The sequence below is a fragment of the Azospirillum griseum genome (assembly GCF_003966125.1).
GTDB classification, from domain to species: domain Bacteria; phylum Pseudomonadota; class Alphaproteobacteria; order Azospirillales; family Azospirillaceae; genus Azospirillum; species Azospirillum griseum.
On the sequence record NZ_RXMA01000033.1, the window covers coordinates 1 to 17,437 of the forward strand.

The following is a 17,437-nucleotide window of genomic DNA, read 5'->3' on the forward strand; positions in this document are numbered from 1 at the left end:
ACCCATCGCCCGCGGGGTGGAGCAGCCCGGTAGCTCGTCAGGCTCATAACCTGAAGGCCGCAGGTTCAAATCCTGCCCCCGCAACCAAGTCATAAAGCCGTTGATCCAAAACATGGATCAGCGGCTTTTTGATATCCGTGCTCTGCCTCCGAACCCGCTCCGTGGAAGCCTCGTGGAAGCGACAGGAGGAATGCTTTAGGATAGATGCGGAGGGGGCTGTCCCAATGCGATAGCTGAAATGCAAGGAGCGCATAACAAAAGTTGGCAAATCCTACTCCTCTGCGAGTGCTGTGGCAGAGGGGGCACCTCGAAGAACAGGGTATACCAGGGTCAGAAAGTTCTGACGTCTGCCCCTTGGTGTCGACCGGGTTGGCGGTCACAGCACAGAAACGGGCGGCCCTGGCGTAGCCCCACAGGTGGTGGTTCGGTTGATGTCGGTGGGACTGCTGCTGGGCATCGTACATGACCGGCGGGACGTTATCCGCCTGAACAAAGGCCACCTCAGAGCCTGACCGATTCTTCACCACCTTGACGGGCGCTATCCAAGGTGATCCTGAACGACGCCGTCTTCAGCTCTGATTCCAAGAAGAGGCTTGAATCGGCCAGAAGGGGCGGACCGCACATCGCTGGTGGGAATCCGTTGGGACGTCTGTCTGTTTTTCCGTGATCCAGATGGTTGATTCGCTCCGTTCAGGTCCCATTCAGCAAGCGATGACAAGGTCGGCACCGAACCTACTTTTGCATAAGGCGCACTCCATCATCATGAAAACATCATTCGACTGCGGGATAGCCCTGGCGGCGATTCTCTGCGCGAACATGGCGGGCAACGCGGCGCAAGCGGCGGAAAACGAGGGAGGCAAGCCTTCCAATGACTGGTCCTTCATGCTGGGCGGCGGCGGCATGTACGCGCCGGATTACGAGGGTTCCAACGACTACAAGCTGCTGCCGATCCCGATTGTCGAGGTGTCCTGGCGGGACCGGGCGCGCCTCACCACAAAGGGGGGACCGGGAATCCTGGTCACTCCGTTCGCCACCGATGCTGTGAAGGTCGATCTTGGTCTCCGCTACGATATGGGACGCAAGGAAAGCAGCAACAACGCCCTGAAGGGGTTGGGCAATCTGGACGGCGGCGCGGTGGGCGTTGTTCGGCTCGGCTATGAAATGGGGCCGGTGGGGCTCGGTTTGGAAGTCGCCCGCGACCTGGGTGGCGACCGTGATGGCCTCGTGGCCACCGCCGAAGCGGAGTATTCGATCCGTTTGTTCGGCGACCGGACCCGTTTGAACGTATCGCCGCACCTCACCTGGGCCGACGACCATTACATGAGCAACAGCTTCGGCATAACCGCCGCCCAATCCGCCCGATCCGTCCGCCGATTTGCCCGCTACGACGCGGGCGCTGGTTTCAAGGATGTGGGCGTCGCTGTTGGCGTCGGCTATGCCATGACCGACTCGATCCAAGCCATGAGCCGGTTGGGCTATTCCCGTATGCTCGGCGACGCCGCCGACAGTCCCCTGGTCAAACAGGAGGGCAGCACGGATCAATTCAGCGCGTTCGTCGGTCTCAGTTATCGTTGGTAGGAAACCCGCCGTCGTCCGTCAGGACTTGGCACACCAGCCCTGGCGTTGCAGTTCTTCAAGCAGCCAGCGGGCACCAATTCCAAGCGGACGCCTTCGGTCGTGGATGGCGAACAATCCGATTGATCCCGGCAGCACCGCCGGGTCGTCGATCATCAGGCGCACCAGCCGACCGGAGTCCAAAGCCGCTTCCACGAGATGATGCGGCATGGTTCCCCAACCGAACCCCGCCAGCAGGAACTCCAGACGGCTGGCGATGTCGACGAAACGCCACACGCGGGGACTGACGACGCTGAAACTGGGGCCAGGGCGTTGCAGCGGATCGGTCAGGATCAGTTGCACATGCTCGGCCAGGATGTCCCGTGTCAATGGGCGCGTTTCGCTCGCCAGGGGATGCGTCGGTGCCACGACCGGTGCCAGCGTGACTTGTGTCAGCGCCGTTGCCTGCAAATCCTGCGTGGTAGACGGCAGCAGCGCGCACAGTCCCAGTGTGGCGCCGCCATCGCGCACGCGCCGTTCCGCAGCCCCGATTCCCTCGGTGAACAGCGTCACCGTCAGATCGGGAAAGGCGAGTTGCAGGTTGGCCAGCCCCCGGATCACCGGACCCGTCGGTACGAAACTGTCGACGGCGATCGAAAGCTCAGGCTCCAATCCCGCCGCGATCGACTGCGCAGCGCGCTCAAAGGCCTCAGCCTGGCGCAGCACCTGCCGCGCCTGTGTGGCCAGCACGCGGCCAGCCTCGGTGAAGCGTGGCGTCCGACCGCTGCGGTCGAAGAGCTGGAGTCCTTGCGTGTCCTCAAGCGTCTGAATCGCATGGCTTATGGCGGATTGCACGCGCCTGAGCTTGCGTCCGGCGGCCGAAAAGCTGCCCGCCATCCTCGATGGCGACGAGCACGCGCAATTGGTCCAGCGTTAAAGCACCGATCACGTTCCATCTCCTTTACAGATGGTTTTCATCGAAATCATATCGCTTCCGAAGATGTTTTTCGACCGGCAATGTGGTGGTCGGCAACGATGCCGCCGACAACGCTCTAATGACCAAAGCGAAAGGATCTTCCCATGAGCAGCGCAACCCTCGCCCCCCGCCGCAACCTCCTTGGTCCCGGACTGTGGACCGTTCAAAGCCTGTTGGCGCTCTTCTTCGTTTATGCCGGCGGAACCAAGCTGTCCATGTCGGCGGACCAACTTGCCGCGATGATCCCCTGGACAGGGGATTATCCGCGACTGGCGCTGGTGACGGGCGTGGCGGACCTGCTCGGTGGCCTTGGCGTCCTGTTGCCGTCGCTGACGCGCATCCAACCGCGCCTGACGACGCTCGCCGCGATCGGCATCATCGTGTTGCAGGTGTTGGCTCTGCTGTTCCATCTGACGCGCGGCGAAGCGGCGGTTGTTCCTATGAACGTGGTGCTGGTGGCCTTGACGGCCTTCGTCCTGTGGGGACGCGGTCGCGCCTTGCCGATTCAACCCCGCTGACCGCAGCCAGCCCCGCTTCCATTCCGCTCCGACCCTATCCGGTTGATCGCCATGCGCATGCCCACATACTTCCTGTGCCACGGTGGCGGCCCTTGGCCGTGGATGCAGGGTCCGCTGCGGCGGATTCTTGCGGAACTGGAGCGGGGGCTTCTGAACGTCCCCGCCCAGTGGCCCGCCCAGCCCACCGCCATCCTCGTGATATCGGCCCATTGGGAGGAGCGGGCTTTCACGGTGACGACCGCCGAAGCCCCCGGCATGGTCTATGACTACACAGGCTTCCCGCCCGAGATGTACGCCATCCGCTATGCCTGTCCGGGGTCGCCGTCGCTCGCGGCGCGGGTGGTCAACCTGCTGCAGGCCGCAGGTCTGCCCGCCGCCGGAAGCGCCACCCGTGGCTATGATCATGGAACCTACAGCGTTTTGCAGACCCTGGTGCCGGCTGCCGACATCCCGGTGGTGCAACTGTCGATGCGCCGTTCGCTGGACCCGGACGAGCATTTGCAGGCCGGTCGAGCGCTGGCGGTGCTGCGGGACGAAGGCGTTCTGATCATCGGCAGCGGCATGACCTGTCACGAGCGTGGCCCCGACATGGCGGCGCCCTCCGCCGCCTTTGACGACTGGTTGCAGCGGGTCGTGTGTGACCAGGACGCGGTCGCCCGCCGTCAATCCTTGCGCATGTGGGAGCGAGCGCCCCACGCCCGGGTCGTTCATCCGCGCGAAGACCATCTTCTGCCGTTGATGGTGGCCGCCGGCGCCGGGTGGGACGATCCGGCGCGCTGCGTCTACCGCGACCGGCTGATGGGCTTTGTCACCGTTTCCAGCTACCGCTTCGGCGGTCGCGCTTCCGATGGCCTCCATGATGAATGACTCCTTCAGCCCAACGCCAGGTCAGACCTCACCCAGCGGCGACGTCGATGGCGTGGTGTCGCGTCTCTTGACACAGTTTCTGTTCCGATCCGCCGTGGTCGCCGACAACCGCGAACTGGCGCCGGGACTGCATCTTCTGACGCTGGAGGGAGCGGCGCTGCGCGGACTTGATTGGAGACCCGGCGACAAGCTCCAGGTCAAGCTTGGTGGGGGAATGACGACACGAACCTACACCCCCATTGAATGGGACGCCGAACAGGGGCGCACCCGGCTTTTCGCCCACGCACTGGCCCCCGGACCTGGCGGGGTGTGGGCGCGCGACGCCCGGCCCGGCCAACTGGTCCGTCTGTTCGGTCCACGCAAGTCATTGGACCTGTCCCGGCTTGACGCGCGGACCGGGATGCTTGTTGGCGACGAAACCGTGATCGGCCTCGCCGCCGCGTGGCGACCCGCTCATGCTCTTTTCGAGGTCAACGACAGGAACGCCGTGCAAGGCGTCGCCGATTGGCTGGGGCTGCCCGCCACCGTGATCGCCCGACAGTCGGACGACGGCCATCTCGACAGAATGATCGACGCTTTGCTCCATGCGTGGGATCAGGACACCGGCTTTGTCCTTGCCGGGTGCGCCCGGACGATCCAACGCCTGTTGCGGGCGTTGCGGGAGAACGGCGTCACCCCGAATCGCATTCTGACCAAGGCCTATTGGGCCGAGGGGAAGGTCGGCCTCGACTGACGCGCCGTTCCACCTGGACGATCATCCTTCCTGCGGCGACCGCGATCCGGTGGGTGGGCGGTCCACCCGCAGTTCCCCCGTTGGCGGCAGAGCCATCCTGATTCCTCAGGATGGTTCAGGCTGGCTTCAGGTTTTCGCGGCAACTCTGGCGTCAAGCAGTTGGGAGCAAGCCGTGCGGATTTTGCTTGTCGAAGATGACCCGCTGATCGGCGACGCGATTCGCGTGCGGCTGACCCGGGCTGGAATAACCGTTGATTGGCTTGAGGACGGGGCGAGCCTCGATGGAATCGCGGAATTGGCGGGCTTTGATCTGATGATCCTTGACCTGGGCCTGCCCGACCGGGACGGGTTTGAGATCCTGCGCGAACGGCGGGCTGATTGGTCGGGAACGCCGATCCTGATCCTGAGCGCGCGCTACGAACTGGACAGCCGGGTGCGGGGCTTGGATTTGGGCGCTGACGACTATCTGGTCAAACCCTTTGAGATGGAGGAGCTTCTGGCTCGCTGCCGGGCGCTGGCACGCCGACGCGGCAACTCTCTTTCGGGAGTTCGGCAATACCGGGATCTGAGGATTGACCCCGCTTCCTTGATGGTGTGGCGCGGCGGCGAGAGCGTCGCGCTGACGCCGAAGGTGTTCGCGTTGCTGTTGCGTTTCGTCGAAAATCAGGGGCGCGTTCTCACGCGCAACGCGCTGGAGGAGCATCTTTACGGTTGGAACGGCGAGGCCGAGAGCAACACGCTGGAGGTCTTCGTGTCGCAGATCCGCCGCAAACTGGGAGCCGATCTGATCCAGACGATCCGTGGGGTCGGCTACATGCTGCCGAGAGAATAGAATGCTGTCGATCCGCGCACGGCTGCAACGTCGTCTGGCTTGGCTGATCGCGGCGGTGTGGGCACCGGCATCCGCCCTGATCATCATCGCGGTCGCGCTGGAATACAGGCAGTCGATCCACAATCGAACCGCCCACACGGCGCAACTGATCCTGGCTTTCGCGTCGAGCCAGCCGACGCCAACCGTCGCAACTCCGCCGATGACGATGCCGCGCCTGGAAGGGTGGCGTGGACCGGATGCCGATCTTGGCGATTATTTGGTTGTCGTCAGCCGCCATGGGCGGCTTCTCTACAGTTCGGAGGCGCTGCCGTCGGATCGGCTGCTGGCTTTGCCAATGCACGGTGAGGCTGATGTCGGCGACACCACACGGATCTTCCATGGTTTCGAGGACGAGCGCAGCGGCACGCGGGTGGTGATCGGCGTCAATCTGTTCGATCCGTTGTTCTCTTCGCTCCATGTGGCGGGGTTGGTCGCGGCCTATGTGCTGGTCAGCACGGTCCTGATCGCCATCACTCTTGGCGTCGGCGTCCGTTCTGGTCTGGTGCCGCTCGGCGCGTTCGCCGAACAGGTGTGCGAGCGTGGCGAGGACAATCTAGAGCCGCTGGACGAGATGGAGGCGCCGGACGAATTGCGGGGGGTGGCCCGTGCGCTCAACGCCCTGATGGCGGGACTGCGGGTTGTGCTGGCGCGTGAGCGTGACTTCGTCTCAAGCGCAGCGCACGAACTGCGCACGCCGCTGACCGCGATCCGAGCGCAGGTCGAAGCCCTTGGAGAGGAACTACCTGACCACAGCCGACCCCGCTTTGCGAACATATTGCAAGCCACGGATCGGGCCGGACGGCTGATCTCGCAGCTTCTCGACGTCACCCGCTCCCAGTCGGTTGATCTGACGCAGAATCCCGCCGACCGCGTGGATCTGGTTGGGCTGGTCCAGTCGGTCGTCGCCGATCTGGTTCCATTGGCGAACAGGCGGAAGGTGGAGGTCGTTCTGGAATCGCCGCGTTCCGCTTGGGTCACGACGCGCCCGGAACTGCTTGCCATCGTGCTGCGCAACATTGTCGAAAACGCGCTCAAATATGCCGGAACGCCGGGCCGCGTCGTCGTCACGATCACTCCCGTCGCCGACACCGTCGTCACCGATCCGACCGCCTTTGATCTGCTGGTGGAGGATGATGGCCCCGGCCTGGTGCCGGAGGCGTTTCAACGGGCGTTCGCGCGTTTCCAGCGGCTGGGGCGGTCCGGCGACGAGGGGGTGGGGCTTGGCCTTTCGATCGTCGCCGAGTTGTGTCAGCGCATGGGCGTGCCCGTGGAGCGGTTGGAGCCGGGGGCGCTGGGTGGTTTGCTCGTCCACTTGCGTCTGCCGGGGACGCCGCCGCCCCGACCGGCGACAGTCGCCTCGAGCGTCCAGACCGTCGCGCCATCGCGTTGAACAACGCGGCCTGAAGCAGTCAGTCAGAGCAATCCACATGATGGAAAGCGGATATAGGAGCGAGCCAATGAAAGCCGTTTTGTTGCATCGCACATTTTTTCCGGGGCGGGCAGTTGCGCTCGCCTGCCTTGTGGCTGTTGCCGCCTGCGCAGGAACGCCGGTCGATCCGACCGCGCGCGTCGGCCATGATGGGGGGAATGATCCCGCCGAGCCGATGAACCGCATCATTTTTGAGGGCAATCAATGGATTGACCGCAACGCCTTGCAACCCGTGGCGCGAACCTACCAGACCTATGTTCCAGACGCGGCCCGCAACGGCCTGCGCAATGTCAGCCAAAATCTGCAAGCGCCCGCCGTGCTGGTGAACGACATGCTCCAGGGCAACATGGGGCGGGCCTGGATCACGACCCAACGCTTTTCCGTCAACAGCACGGTGGGTGCCGCTGGGCTGTTCGATGTGGCGAGCGACTGGGATTTGCCGATGCACCAGGCTGATTTCGGGCAGACCCTGGGAGTCTGGGGCGTCGGATCCGGCCCGGATGTCCAGCTTCCTCTGTTTGGATCCTCCAATGTGCGGGATTCAGTTGGAACGGCTTTGGGGTTCTTCGGCGATCCGGTCGGCTATGTTCCGGGCGCGCAGGTGGTCCAACTCTCGGCCGCCGCTGCCGGGATGGTTGATGGGCGCGCCCGTATGCTTCCTGTGACCGAGGATTTGGAGAGAAATTCGGTGGATTACTACGCCACGCTGCGCAGCGTGTACGCGCAGCGCCGCGAGGTTTTCATCGAAGAGGGCAGGAATGGCGGTCAGCCGACCCATGGAAAGGCGGAGTCTTTGGAGTTCCCACCCTGAAAAGGAGGCCAGTGTTCGCCTCCCGTTCGACCGCCCGGTTTTCAACCGCAAGCCTGACAAGGGGGAGGCGGCACCCAGACGCTGATACCGACGCTGCCAAAAGCGCTTTGGCGATCCGCAAGGCGTCTGGGGCGTTCACCAATGTTCAAATGGGTGGCGTTACGGGTAATTGGCGATCTCGACGAGGTTGTCGTCGGGATCGCGGATGTAGACGGATTGGATGGGGCCGATCGCGCCTGTGCGGGCGACGGGGCCTTCTTCGATGACCACTTGCTGCCGTTGAAGATGCGCAATCACCTCGGCCAGCGGCGTTTCGGTGATCAGGCAGAAGTCGGCGGATCCGGCGGTTGGACGATGGGCTTTCGGTTCGAACTCCTTGCCAACCTCATGCAGGTTGATTTTCTGCTGACCGAAAGCCAGCGCCTTGCGGCCGTTGCCGAAGGTGACGCAGGCCATGCCCAGGACGCGTTCGTAAAACGCGCAGGTCCGTTCGATGGAGGCGACGGTCAAAACGAAATGGTCAAGGCGGACAATCATGAACACTCTCCACATGATGGCCCGTCATCCCCCGGTTGGGGGAGGACGGTGTGGTTTTCCGAGGAGGCGCGTGATGGGCGATGTTACTGGGCGGCAGCGCCGAAGTGGAGCTGTTCCATTTCCCGGCGCAGCGTGAAGGCGGCCAGCGAGGGATCGATCTCCACATCGTCCCAGGTCACGGCCTGATCCTTGGCGATGGGGCGCACGACTTTCAGATTGTGCGCCAAGCCCAGCGGAACACAGCCCTGCGCCACCGATTTGGCCGCCGGGGCGAGCTTGCCGAACACGGTGTAGCCGCCTTCGCCATCCAGAATCTCGCCGGGGGCCAGCGCGCGTTTGGTCGTGGCGACCACATCGGCGTTGAAGCAGGTGGCGACGCCGGTCGGCTCGCCGCGCAACCCGACGGATGCCACCGACACGCTCAGCTCCAACCCGATCAGGTGCCATTTCTTGTAGGCGCACATGTAACGCCCGCTGGGGTCGGTAACGACCTTGTACTCCTCGAAACACCGGCGCAGATACTCGGTGTCGCCTTCGAAGCAGACCCAGACTCCTTTGCGGATGTCGTAGGGAATCGGCGTTCCGTCCGTGCGCAGGCAGGAAATCACCTCCACCATGCCCTTGCGGGCGAGAACGCCGCCTTCGGCGGCCGGACGCATCAGGGTGGGGATGTCGTCCACCGAGCCGGGTGGGAAGGCCAAGCCATCGTCGGGGGCCTCCAGGCCGGTGGCGTTGGCGATGGCGGTGCTTTCAATCGCCGGTTTGGAACCATCGAGGAAGGCGTTGAACATTTTGGGGTTGAGACCGCCGACCCGCGCCTGTTCGGCGGTCAGGCCCCAGAAATTCCAAACGGTGTCCGGCGTGGATTCGCGGTAATGCGGCAGCCATTTGTGGCCCCGCCCGGCGGCGGTGATGGGAAAGCCGCAGGTGCGCGCCCAATCCACCAGATCGCAGGCCAGCGCCGGTTGATCGCCATAGGCTAGGCTGTAGATCACCCCGGCGTCGCGCGCCTTGCGCGCCAACAACGGGCCGCAAAAGGCGTCCGCTTCGACGGTGACGTTCACCACATGCTTGCCGTTGCGGAAGGCCGCCAGGCAATGATCGACCGCCGCGATCGGGTTGCCGGTGCATTCCAGAATGATGTCAACGCCTGGATGGGCCACCAGCGCGCGCCAGTCGTCGCCGACATGGGTGCCGCCGGTCTTCACCGCGTCGTCGAGCGATGCGGCGGCATAGCGCTCCTTGGGCCAGTTCACCCGCGCCAGATTCTCCATGGCGCGGGTCGGCGACAGATCGACAACGCCGACCACCTGGATGCCCGGCGTCCGCAGCGCCTGGGACAGATACATGGTGCCGAACTTTCCGGCCCCGATCAAACCGACGCGCACCGGATTTCCGGCGGCGTCGCGTTCACGCAACTTGCTGAACAGATTCATGCATGGACCTCCAGCGCGGCGAAACGACCGCCGCGCCCTGTGTCGTTGGTGGGGGAGGGGGAGAGGCGACCGCTTGGACCGCCGCCACCCGGTCAATCGTCGTCGGGGATCAATCGGCGTCCGGCATCAGGAAGCGGAAGTCGCAGCCGTCCGGGGCCTGGGTCACTTCGCGGCGGTAGAGCGCCTTGTAGCCACGCACCGGCTTGGGCGGCGGGCGATGGTCGGCCAGACGGCGGCGGATTTCGGCCTCATCGACCAGCAGATCGATCCGCTTTTCCGCCACCGACAGGCGGATGCGGTCGCCGTTGCGCACGGCGGCCAGCGGCCCGCCCGCCGCCGCCTCCGGGGCCACATGCAGAACGATGGTGCCAAAGGCCGTGCCCGACATGCGGGCGTCGGACACCCGCACCATGTCCTTGACCCCGGCCTGGGCCAGCTTCTTGGGAATGGGCAGATAGCCCGCTTCGGGCATGCCCGCCGCGTGCGGTCCGGCGTTTTTCAGGACCAGCACATCGGTGGCGGTGACGTCGAGGTCGGGATCGTCGATCCGGCGGCTCAGATCCTCCAGATCCTCGAACACCACGGCGCGGCCCTCGGTTTCGAACAGGGCCGGGGTGGCGGCGGCGCGTTTGAAGATGGCTCCGTCCGGGGCGAGGCTGCCCTGAAGGGCGATCAGGCCGCCCACCGGGGACACCGGGTTGGACGCCGGGCGGATCACCGCCGGATCCACCCAGTCCAACGGCTCTTCCAACCGTTCGCGCAGGGTGCGGCCCTCCACGTCGATGGTGTCGAGGTGCAGCAGCGGGCGCAGTTCGCGCAGCACCGCGCCGACGCCGCCCGCCGCGAAGAAATCCTCCATATAGCCTTCGCCCACCGGCTTGAGATCGACCAGGACCGGCGTTTCATCGGAGATGGCGTTCAGCCGCTCCATCGGGATGCGGATGCCCGCCCGGCCGGCGATGGCGGTCAAGTGGATGATGGCGTTGGTCGAGCCGCCCAGCGCCATCAGCACCCGAAAGGCGTTTTCCACCGATTCCCGCGTGATGATCTGCGTCGGGGTGATCGGGTTGGCGATCAGGCGCACCGCCGCCTTGCCGCTTTCCTCCGCCGCCACCAGACGGGCGGAATGCACCGCCGGGATGGCCGCCGTGCCGGGCAGCGACATGCCCAGCGTTTCGGCGATGCAGGCCATGGTGCTGGCCGTGCCCATCACCGCGCAGGTTCCCGCCGTCACCGACAACCGCCCTTCCACGGTGGCGATTTCCTCGGCATCGACGGTCCCCGCCCGGTATTTGCCCCAGAAACCCCGGCAATCGGTGCAGGCCCCCAGCCGCACGCCCCGGTGGCGTCCGGTGGACATCGGCCCCGTCACCAACTGGATCGCGGGCAGCCCCGCCGACACGGCGGCCATCAGTTGGGCCGGGACCGTCTTGTCGCAGCCGCCGATCATCACCACCGCGTCCATCGGCTGGGCCTGGATCATCTCCTCGGTGTCCATGGCCATCAGGTTGCGGTACATCATGCTGGTGGGGTTGAGGAACACCTCGCCCAACGACACGGTCGGAAAGGCCATGGGCAGCGCCCCAGCGGCGAGAACCCCGCGCGACACCGCATCGACCAGATCGGGCATGTGGCGATGGCAGTTGTTGAAGCCCGACGGCGTCATGGCGATGCCGACGATGGGCTTGCTCAACAGATCCGGCGACAGGCCGGTGGAACGGGCGAAGGAACGGCGCAGGAAGCGCGCGAAATCACGGTCGCCGTAGTTGGTCAGGCCGCGATCAAGACCCTTGGGGCTGGTCATGGTGAAACATCCGTGGTCGAAGGGGGCGGAACGCGTTGAACGCGGCTCAAAGGGCGGCATCACCTTGGCGGAAGCGGACGCCCAGCAGCTCCTCGAACACGAGGATCATGCCGCCCTTGTCCTTGTCGCCGTGGCCCCGCAGCAGAGCCTGTTGATAGGTGGCTGTGGCCGCCGCCAGAACCGGCAGCGGAATGCCGACGCTGGCCGAAATGTCGGCCCCGCTGACCAGATCCTTGTAGGCGGCGCGCATCGGGTATCCGGCGCTGAAACGGTCCTGGAGAATGTTGGGAATGAAGAATTCGGAGGCGTAGCTACGGCCGGTGCCGCTGTTGACCACCTGACCGACCTGCACCGGGTCCAACCCCATCTTGACCGCCATCGGCAGAATCTCGGCCAGCGCGGCCATGTTGATGTCAAACAGAAGCTGGTTGATGAGCTTGGTCAGTTGCCCGCTGCCCGATCCGCCCATGTGCAGGATGGTGTTGCCCATCACGGCCATCAGCGGGCGCACCGTTTCGAACGCGTCGCGCGGGCCGCCGCACATGAAGGTCAGCGTTCCGTCCTTCGCCCGCGCCTCCATCCCCGACACCGGGGCGTCGAGGAAGGTGATGCCGCGCGCGCCAAGGTCTTTGCCCACCTGCACCGCCGCGCCATAGGTGATGGTGCTGGTGTCGACCAGGATTTGGCCGGGGCGCAACCGCGCGGCCAGCCCATCGTCACCGAACAGCAGGGATTTCAGCACATCGCCGTTGGGCAGGCTGAAGAAGATCACATCGGCGTCGGCGGTGTCGCGGGCGTCCGTCGTCGTCCGCACCGTCGCCCGGTCAAACGCCGCGAAGGACTCCGGGCGAAGATCGCTGACCGTCAACGGGTGGCCCGAACCGGCAAGGTTGAGCGCCATGTGCTTGCCCATCTGGCCAAGCCCGATAAATCCGACCTTCATGTCGTTTCCCCACTTGTTTTGCCCAGTCATCTGGATCGTCTGTCGATGCGGGCGCGCCACACGCGCTGGGCGGGTTTGGTGGCTTTGTGGACCACTGCCGCCGTGTTCGACGATGGATGAACGATGAAGCGGGGAAAGCCGCGACGCCATCAACCGTTGGCGACGGCAACCATCGCCACCGAAGATGGTTCGCCATTCCTATGGGAATCCAATGTGTGGCGATGGAAATTCAAGGCATGGCGATGCAGGGGGGGGGCATCGCGGATGGCGATGTTTGAACCCGCAAGGGGCGTCTTCAGCGCGTGTGCGTGACCATGCGACGCTGTCATGCCGGATCGACAGCCGTCATCGACCGCCGTCCGGGTTGACATTGCGGGTGCATCAGCGCCCCGCCGCCATTCGCCTGTGCAAGGACGACCGTCATGAGCGCGCAGCCCACCGCCGCACCCCCCGCAACCCCGCCGTTGGCCGAAGGTCCTTTGACGCGCCTGCGCGTGCTGGAGCTGGGCCATTTCATCGCCGGACCCTTCTGCACCCGTCTGATGGCCGATCTCGGGGCCGACGTCATCAAGGTGGAGGCCCCCGGTCGCGGCGATCCGGTGCGGGGCTGGGGCGAGATGCAGGGTGGGCGGTCGTCCATCTGGTGGTCGGTGCACGGGCGCAACAAGCGGTCGATCACCCTGAACATGAAGAGCGCGCGCGCGAAAGCGCTGCTGCTCGACCTGGTGCGGGAATGCGACGTTCTCGTCGAGAATTACCGGCCGGGCCAGTTGGAACGCTGGGGCCTGGATCACGACGCCCTGCAACGCGCCCGACCCGGTTTGGTGCTGGTGCGGATCTCGGGCTATGGCCAGAGCGGCCCCTACGCGGATCGGTCGGCCTTTGGCGTGATTGGCGAGGCGATTGGCGGCATCCGTCGGTTGACCGCCTTTCCCGACGGCGTCACCGATCTGCCGCCCGCCCGCACCGGCGTCAGCCTGGGCGACAGCGTCGCCGCCCTGTATGGCGCGTTCGGCGCGCTGGCCGCGATTTTGGACCAGCGCGCGCGGCAAACCCCGGAATTGCGGGTGGTCGATGTCGCGCTGACCGAATCGGTTCTCAGCCTGATGGAAGGGTGCCTGCCGGAATATGGGCTGTTGGGCAAGGTGCGCGAACCGACCGGCTCGACCCTGCCCACCAACGCGCCGTCGAACGCCTACCGCTGCAAGGACGGCGAATGGGTGCTGATCGCCGCAAACTCAACCCCGCTGTTCGTGGCGCTGGCCACGCTGATGGATCGGCCCGCTCTGGCGCGCGATCCACGCTTTGCCGAAAACCCGGACCGGGTGCGCCACGCCGAGGCGCTGGACGCGATCATCGGGGAGTGGACCGGCGGCCTGACGGTCGATGATGCGGTTGAACGCCTCAACGCTGTGAACATTCCGGCGACGAAGATCTATTCGGTTGCCGACATCGCCAACGACCGGCAGTTCCTGGCACGCGGCATGATCCGGGAGGTCGAGGATCCGGCCTTTGGAACCGTGCTGCATCCGGCACCCCTGCCGATGTTCAGCGGCGGCGTGGCCAGCGGGGGCATCCGATGGCCCGGCCCGGAGGTGGGCGCGCACAACGCCGAGGTGTATGGCGGTTTGCTGGGCCTGTCCCAGACCATGATGGAACAGCTTGCGGCGGAGGGGGTGATATGAGCGTCGTGGAGATTGTCGAGGTTGGGCCGCGCGATGGCTTCCAGGCCGTTGTTCCCATCATCCCGACGGCGGACAAGATCGCCGTGTGCCAAGGTCTGCTGGACGCCGGTGTCACGCGGTTGGAGGCGGGGGCCTTCGTCAGCCCAAAGGCCATTCCGCAGATGTCCGATGTCCGGGAGGTTCTGGCCGCCATTGGTGCGCCGACGGGGCGGCGGATATCGGTTCTCGCCCCCAACGCCAAGGGTGGCCTGCTGGCGCTGGCGGCCGGGGTGGACGAGATCGTGTTCGTGATTTCGGTGTCCGAAGCGCACAACCGTTCCAACGTGGCGCGCAGCACGGAGGAGTCCTTCGCTGACCTGGCCGTTCTGCTGCGCACCGCGCCGCGCGCGTTCCGGCTTCGCCTGAACCTTGCGACCTGTTTCGACTGCCCGTTTGAGGGGCGGGTGGACGAGGATCGGGTGTGCCGCTTCGTCGAACAGGCGCTGGCGTTGACGCCCGCGCTGGAATTCGGGGTGTGCGACACCACCGGGCGGGCCTTTCCCGACCATGTCCGCCGCCTGATGGGGCGGCTGCGCAGCCAATACGGGTCGGAGGAGGTCGGCTTCGCCTTTCATGGCCACGACACCTATGGGCTGGGAATCGCAAACGCGCTGGCGGCCTATGACGCGGGCATCCGCGTGTTCGACGCCGCGACCGGCGGATTGGGCGGTTGCCCCTTCGCGCCAGGGGCCACCGGCAACACGGCCACGGAGGATCTGGTCTTCACCTTTGCGAACATGGGGGTCCGCACCGGCATCGATCTGAACCGTCTGCTGGCGGTCGCCGACCGGGCGGTGGTCCTTCCCGGCGCGTGCGTGGGGGGGCATGTTCGCGCGTTGCCCCGCCATCGGGTGGTGGCGGCCTGACGGCCGTGGCGGGGGTGACGCGTTCCGATGGCCCCGTGGCGGGGGATCACTCGGCGCGTTGGCCCCGCACATGGTCGATCAGCACACGCACCACCTTGGGCAGGCTGGACATCTCGCGCGCGGCGATGCGGATTTCGCGCGCCGCCCACGGCTCGGCCAGGGGAACCACGCTCAAGCGCGAGGTTTCGGCGTAGGGCAGCGCGGCCCCATCGGGCAGGATCGCGATGCCCAACCCGGCGCGCACCATCCGCCGCACGCCGTCAAAGCTCATGGCCTCCACCCGCACGCGGATGCTGCGCCCGTGCTCGGCGGCCTTCGCCCGGAACATCGCCTGCAACGAGCTGCCGGTTTGCAGCCCAACCAGATCATGGTCGAGCACGCGGGCGAACGCGACCGCCTCCGCTCCCTCCAGCGGGTGGCCACAAGGCACGATGACGACCAGCCGGTCCCGCCGGTAGGACAGGGTTTCCAGATCGTCGGCGGGCATGACGCCGTTGTAGATGCCCAAATCGACCAAACCGTCGCGCACCAGCGCCAGGATGGTGTCGCTGTTCTCTTCGCGCAGTTCGATCCGCACATCGGGGTTGGCGTTGACGAAGCTGGCCAGATCGTCGGGCAGGAATTGCGCGATGGCGGAGATGTTGGCGGCGATGCGGACATGGCCGCGCACGCCGCTGGCGAATTCGCTCATGTCGGCGGACATGCGTTCGGTCATGTGCGTGATGGCGCGGGCGTGGCGCAACAGGACCTCCCCCGCCGGAGTCAGGGCAACCCCCCGGTGGCGGCGGTAGAGCAGGGGCACGCCCATCCCGTATTCCAGATCGGCGATCCGCTTGCTGACCGCCGACGCCGCGATGTTGTGCAGCGCCGAGGCTTGGGCGATGTTCCCGCACTCCGCCACGGCTGTGAACAGTTGAAGCGTCAAAAGATCGTGGCGCACCATGTTGGGCCTCCCTGCCGGTCGCCGCGCGGTGCGTCCAGGCGACGGCGAGGGCCGGGCACAACGCGCGCCGACTCATCCTGTCCCCGCCTTTGCCATCATGCAATTCGTCATTCGGCGCGAATGTCATCGTCAACGGCGATGGCTGTGCGCCGCTGATCCGCCGTCATCGCCAAACGCGATGCCGCGCGTTCCCAAACAGTGATTCCGCTGGGTCGGGTGGCGTGGCCTTATCGAAGGCGTCGCCGATCATCCGCAAAAAGAACAATCGACGCCGGTTCGCCCGGCGGGATCGGCGTGGTGTTGCGCACAGCCGCCAATTCATCGACCGATTTGGGAGGAATGCATGAAGATTCAGTCTTGGCTGATGGCTTTGGCCATCGGCGTGTCGTCGTTGGCGCTGACCCCCGGAGGGGCTGCGGCGCAGCAATCGCCCATCATCATCAAATTCAGCCACGTCGTCACGCCGGACACCCCGAAGGGAAAGGGGGCGGAGAAGTTCAAGGAACTGGCCGAGGCGCGCTCCGGCGGCAAGGTGAAGGTCGAGGTCTACCCCAACAGCCAGCTTTACAAGGACAAGGAGGAGATCGAGGCGCTGCAACTGGGGGCCGTCCAAATGCTGGCCCCCGCCCTGTCGAAATTCGGCCCGCTCGGGGCCAAAGAGTTCGAGGTGTTCGATCTGCCCTACATCTTCCCGAACACCGAAGCGCTGCGCAAGGTGACGGAGGGGCCCATCGGGCGGTCGTTGCTGAAAAAGCTGGAATCCAAGGGGATCATCGGCCTGGGCTATTGGGACAACGGCTTCAAGCTGATGAGCGCCAACCGCCCGTTGCTGGTGCCGGCGGATTTCAAAGGCCTGAAGATGCGCATCCAGTCCTCCAAGGTTTTGGAGGCGCAGTTCCGGGCGCTGGGCGCGCTGCCACAGGTGATGGCCTTTTCCGAAGTGTATCAGGCCATGCAAACCGGCGTGGTCGATGGCACGGAAAACACCCCGTCCAACCAGATGACCCAGAAGATCGACGAGGTTCAAAAGCACACGACGCTGTCGAACCACGGGTACATCGGCTACGTCGTGATCGTGAACAAGACCTTCTGGGAGGGCTTGCCGACGGACCTGCGGCCGATCCTGGAAGGGGCGATGCGCGACGCCACCGCCTATGTCAACCAGATCGCCCAGACCGACAACGCCAACGCGTTGGCGGCGATGAAGGCGTCCGGCAAATCGACCTACCACACTCTGACGCCCGAACAGGAAGCCGCATGGCGTAAGGCCTTGGCGCCGATGCACGCGGACATGGGGCAACGGGTGGGCCGGGATCTGATTGAGGCCATCCACAAGGAAACCGGCTTCACCGTGCCGTAAGCCTGTGCGCGGCCCCGTCGCGTCTTCCGTTTCAAGCCCACATTCCAACCCATATTCCGATTTCT

The 17,437-nt window shown here is 65.2% G+C and carries 17 protein-coding genes and 1 tRNA gene; 12 read left to right on the forward strand and 6 right to left on the reverse strand.

All coding sequences use genetic code 11. The features are described from left to right. The first annotated feature begins 10 nt into the window (after positions 1 to 10). A tRNA-Met gene (locus EJ903_RS22705) sits at positions 11 to 87 on the forward strand. Between the two features lie 675 nt (positions 88 to 762). Next, positions 763 to 1,578: a MipA/OmpV family protein gene (locus EJ903_RS22710; protein WP_158627987.1), complete on the forward strand. Its 816-nt coding sequence runs from the start codon at positions 763 to 765 to the stop codon at positions 1,576 to 1,578. An 18-nt stretch (positions 1,579 to 1,596) separates the two neighbouring features. Here the strand turns inward: EJ903_RS22710 and EJ903_RS22715 are convergent, their stop codons facing one another. After that, on the reverse strand, positions 1,597 to 2,451 hold the full coding sequence (locus EJ903_RS22715; RefSeq protein WP_246015864.1) for a LysR family transcriptional regulator: 855 nt from the start codon (positions 2,449 to 2,451) through the stop codon (positions 1,597 to 1,599). 183 nt (positions 2,452 to 2,634) lie between these two features. Between EJ903_RS22715 and EJ903_RS22720 the strand changes: the two genes are divergently transcribed. From EJ903_RS22720 to EJ903_RS22745, 6 genes are all read left to right on the forward strand, one after another. Beyond that, a complete protein-coding gene (locus EJ903_RS22720; protein WP_126619765.1) occupies positions 2,635 to 3,048 on the forward strand; it encodes a DoxX family protein in 414 nt (137 codons plus the stop codon). Between the two features lie 102 nt (positions 3,049 to 3,150). Further along, the gene (locus EJ903_RS22725; RefSeq protein ID WP_210211524.1) at positions 3,151 to 3,915 is read left to right on the forward strand and encodes a DODA-type extradiol aromatic ring-opening family dioxygenase; all 765 of its coding nucleotides are present in this window, start codon (positions 3,151 to 3,153) and stop codon (positions 3,913 to 3,915) included. A 67-nt stretch (positions 3,916 to 3,982) separates the two neighbouring features. Next, positions 3,983 to 4,648, forward strand: coding sequence for a siderophore-interacting protein (locus EJ903_RS22730; protein WP_158627988.1), 666 nt, complete (start codon positions 3,983 to 3,985; stop codon positions 4,646 to 4,648). Positions 4,649 to 4,697: 49 nt separating this feature from the next. Beyond that, a complete protein-coding gene (locus EJ903_RS22735; RefSeq protein ID WP_246015865.1) occupies positions 4,698 to 5,480 on the forward strand; it encodes a response regulator transcription factor in 783 nt (260 codons plus the stop codon). Between the two features lies 1 nt (position 5,481). Continuing rightward, a complete protein-coding gene (locus EJ903_RS22740; protein WP_126619771.1) occupies positions 5,482 to 6,909 on the forward strand; it encodes a sensor histidine kinase in 1,428 nt (475 codons plus the stop codon). A gap of 67 nt (positions 6,910 to 6,976) precedes the next feature. Continuing rightward, positions 6,977 to 7,759: an MlaA family lipoprotein gene (locus EJ903_RS22745; RefSeq protein WP_158627989.1), complete on the forward strand. Its 783-nt coding sequence runs from the start codon at positions 6,977 to 6,979 to the stop codon at positions 7,757 to 7,759. A 159-nt stretch (positions 7,760 to 7,918) separates the two neighbouring features. Here the strand turns inward: EJ903_RS22745 and EJ903_RS22750 are convergent, their stop codons facing one another. From EJ903_RS22750 to EJ903_RS22765, 4 genes are all read right to left on the reverse strand, one after another. Then, a complete protein-coding gene (locus tag EJ903_RS22750) occupies positions 7,919 to 8,296 on the reverse strand; it encodes a VOC family protein (RefSeq protein WP_126619775.1) in 378 nt (125 codons plus the stop codon). A gap of 83 nt (positions 8,297 to 8,379) precedes the next feature. Further along, positions 8,380 to 9,732 carry an NAD(P)H-dependent oxidoreductase gene (locus EJ903_RS22755; protein WP_126619777.1) on the reverse strand — a complete coding sequence of 451 codons (1,353 nt, stop codon included), beginning with the start codon at positions 9,730 to 9,732 and terminating at the stop codon, positions 8,380 to 8,382. A 109-nt stretch (positions 9,733 to 9,841) separates the two neighbouring features. Then, entirely contained in the window at positions 9,842 to 11,536 is a 1,695-nt protein-coding gene (locus EJ903_RS22760; RefSeq protein ID WP_126619779.1) for an IlvD/Edd family dehydratase, read from the reverse strand. A gap of 46 nt (positions 11,537 to 11,582) precedes the next feature. Beyond that, the gene (locus EJ903_RS22765) at positions 11,583 to 12,479 is read right to left on the reverse strand and encodes an NAD(P)-dependent oxidoreductase (protein WP_126619781.1); all 897 of its coding nucleotides are present in this window, start codon (positions 12,477 to 12,479) and stop codon (positions 11,583 to 11,585) included. Positions 12,480 to 12,595: 116 nt separating this feature from the next. On the opposite strand from EJ903_RS22765, the gene EJ903_RS27070 reads away from it, so the two are divergent. The 3 genes from EJ903_RS27070 to EJ903_RS22775 all read left to right on the forward strand — a co-directional run bounded on the left by EJ903_RS27070 (position 12,596) and on the right by EJ903_RS22775 (position 15,069). Beyond that, complete coding sequence (locus tag EJ903_RS27070; protein ID WP_158627990.1) at positions 12,596 to 12,757, forward strand: hypothetical protein; 162 nt, start codon at positions 12,596 to 12,598, stop codon at positions 12,755 to 12,757. 144 nt (positions 12,758 to 12,901) lie between these two features. Further along, entirely contained in the window at positions 12,902 to 14,164 is a 1,263-nt protein-coding gene (locus EJ903_RS22770; protein ID WP_126619783.1) for a CaiB/BaiF CoA transferase family protein, read from the forward strand. Then, complete coding sequence (locus EJ903_RS22775) at positions 14,161 to 15,069, forward strand: hydroxymethylglutaryl-CoA lyase (protein ID WP_126619785.1); 909 nt, start codon at positions 14,161 to 14,163, stop codon at positions 15,067 to 15,069. The genes EJ903_RS22770 and EJ903_RS22775 overlap by 4 nt, the downstream gene beginning before the upstream one ends. Before the next feature lie 46 nt (positions 15,070 to 15,115). On the opposite strand, the gene EJ903_RS22780 is transcribed toward EJ903_RS22775, so the two are convergent. Then, positions 15,116 to 16,012 carry a LysR substrate-binding domain-containing protein gene (locus EJ903_RS22780; protein WP_126619787.1) on the reverse strand — a complete coding sequence of 299 codons (897 nt, stop codon included), beginning with the start codon at positions 16,010 to 16,012 and terminating at the stop codon, positions 15,116 to 15,118. A 343-nt stretch (positions 16,013 to 16,355) separates the two neighbouring features. Here EJ903_RS22780 and EJ903_RS22785 point away from each other — a divergent pair, with 343 nt between their 5' ends. Continuing rightward, the gene (locus tag EJ903_RS22785; RefSeq protein ID WP_126619789.1) at positions 16,356 to 17,372 is read left to right on the forward strand and encodes a TRAP transporter substrate-binding protein; all 1,017 of its coding nucleotides are present in this window, start codon (positions 16,356 to 16,358) and stop codon (positions 17,370 to 17,372) included. Positions 17,373 to 17,437: the final 65 nt, after the last annotated feature.

Coding starts and splice junctions, on each gene's coding strand:
- EJ903_RS22710 (WP_158627987.1), top strand. CDS start 763: ATGAAAACATCATTCGACTGCGGGATAGCCCTGGCGGCGATTCTCTGC.
- EJ903_RS22715 (WP_246015864.1), bottom strand. CDS start 2,451: ATGGCGGGCAGCTTTTCGGCCGCCGGACGCAAGCTCAGGCGCGTGCAA.
- EJ903_RS22720 (WP_126619765.1), top strand. CDS start 2,635: ATGAGCAGCGCAACCCTCGCCCCCCGCCGCAACCTCCTTGGTCCCGGA.
- EJ903_RS22725 (WP_210211524.1), top strand. CDS start 3,151: ATGCAGGGTCCGCTGCGGCGGATTCTTGCGGAACTGGAGCGGGGGCTT.
- EJ903_RS22740 (WP_126619771.1), top strand. CDS start 5,482: ATGCTGTCGATCCGCGCACGGCTGCAACGTCGTCTGGCTTGGCTGATC.
- EJ903_RS22745 (WP_158627989.1), top strand. CDS start 6,977: ATGAAAGCCGTTTTGTTGCATCGCACATTTTTTCCGGGGCGGGCAGTT.
- EJ903_RS22750 (WP_126619775.1), bottom strand. CDS start 8,296: ATGATTGTCCGCCTTGACCATTTCGTTTTGACCGTCGCCTCCATCGAA.
- EJ903_RS22755 (WP_126619777.1), bottom strand. CDS start 9,732: ATGAATCTGTTCAGCAAGTTGCGTGAACGCGACGCCGCCGGAAATCCG.
- EJ903_RS22760 (WP_126619779.1), bottom strand. CDS start 11,536: ATGACCAGCCCCAAGGGTCTTGATCGCGGCCTGACCAACTACGGCGAC.
- EJ903_RS22765 (WP_126619781.1), bottom strand. CDS start 12,479: ATGAAGGTCGGATTTATCGGGCTTGGCCAGATGGGCAAGCACATGGCG.
- EJ903_RS27070 (WP_158627990.1), top strand. CDS start 12,596: ATGAACGATGAAGCGGGGAAAGCCGCGACGCCATCAACCGTTGGCGAC.
- EJ903_RS22770 (WP_126619783.1), top strand. CDS start 12,902: ATGAGCGCGCAGCCCACCGCCGCACCCCCCGCAACCCCGCCGTTGGCC.
- EJ903_RS22775 (WP_126619785.1), top strand. CDS start 14,161: ATGAGCGTCGTGGAGATTGTCGAGGTTGGGCCGCGCGATGGCTTCCAG.
- EJ903_RS22780 (WP_126619787.1), bottom strand. CDS start 16,012: ATGGTGCGCCACGATCTTTTGACGCTTCAACTGTTCACAGCCGTGGCG.
- EJ903_RS22785 (WP_126619789.1), top strand. CDS start 16,356: ATGAAGATTCAGTCTTGGCTGATGGCTTTGGCCATCGGCGTGTCGTCG.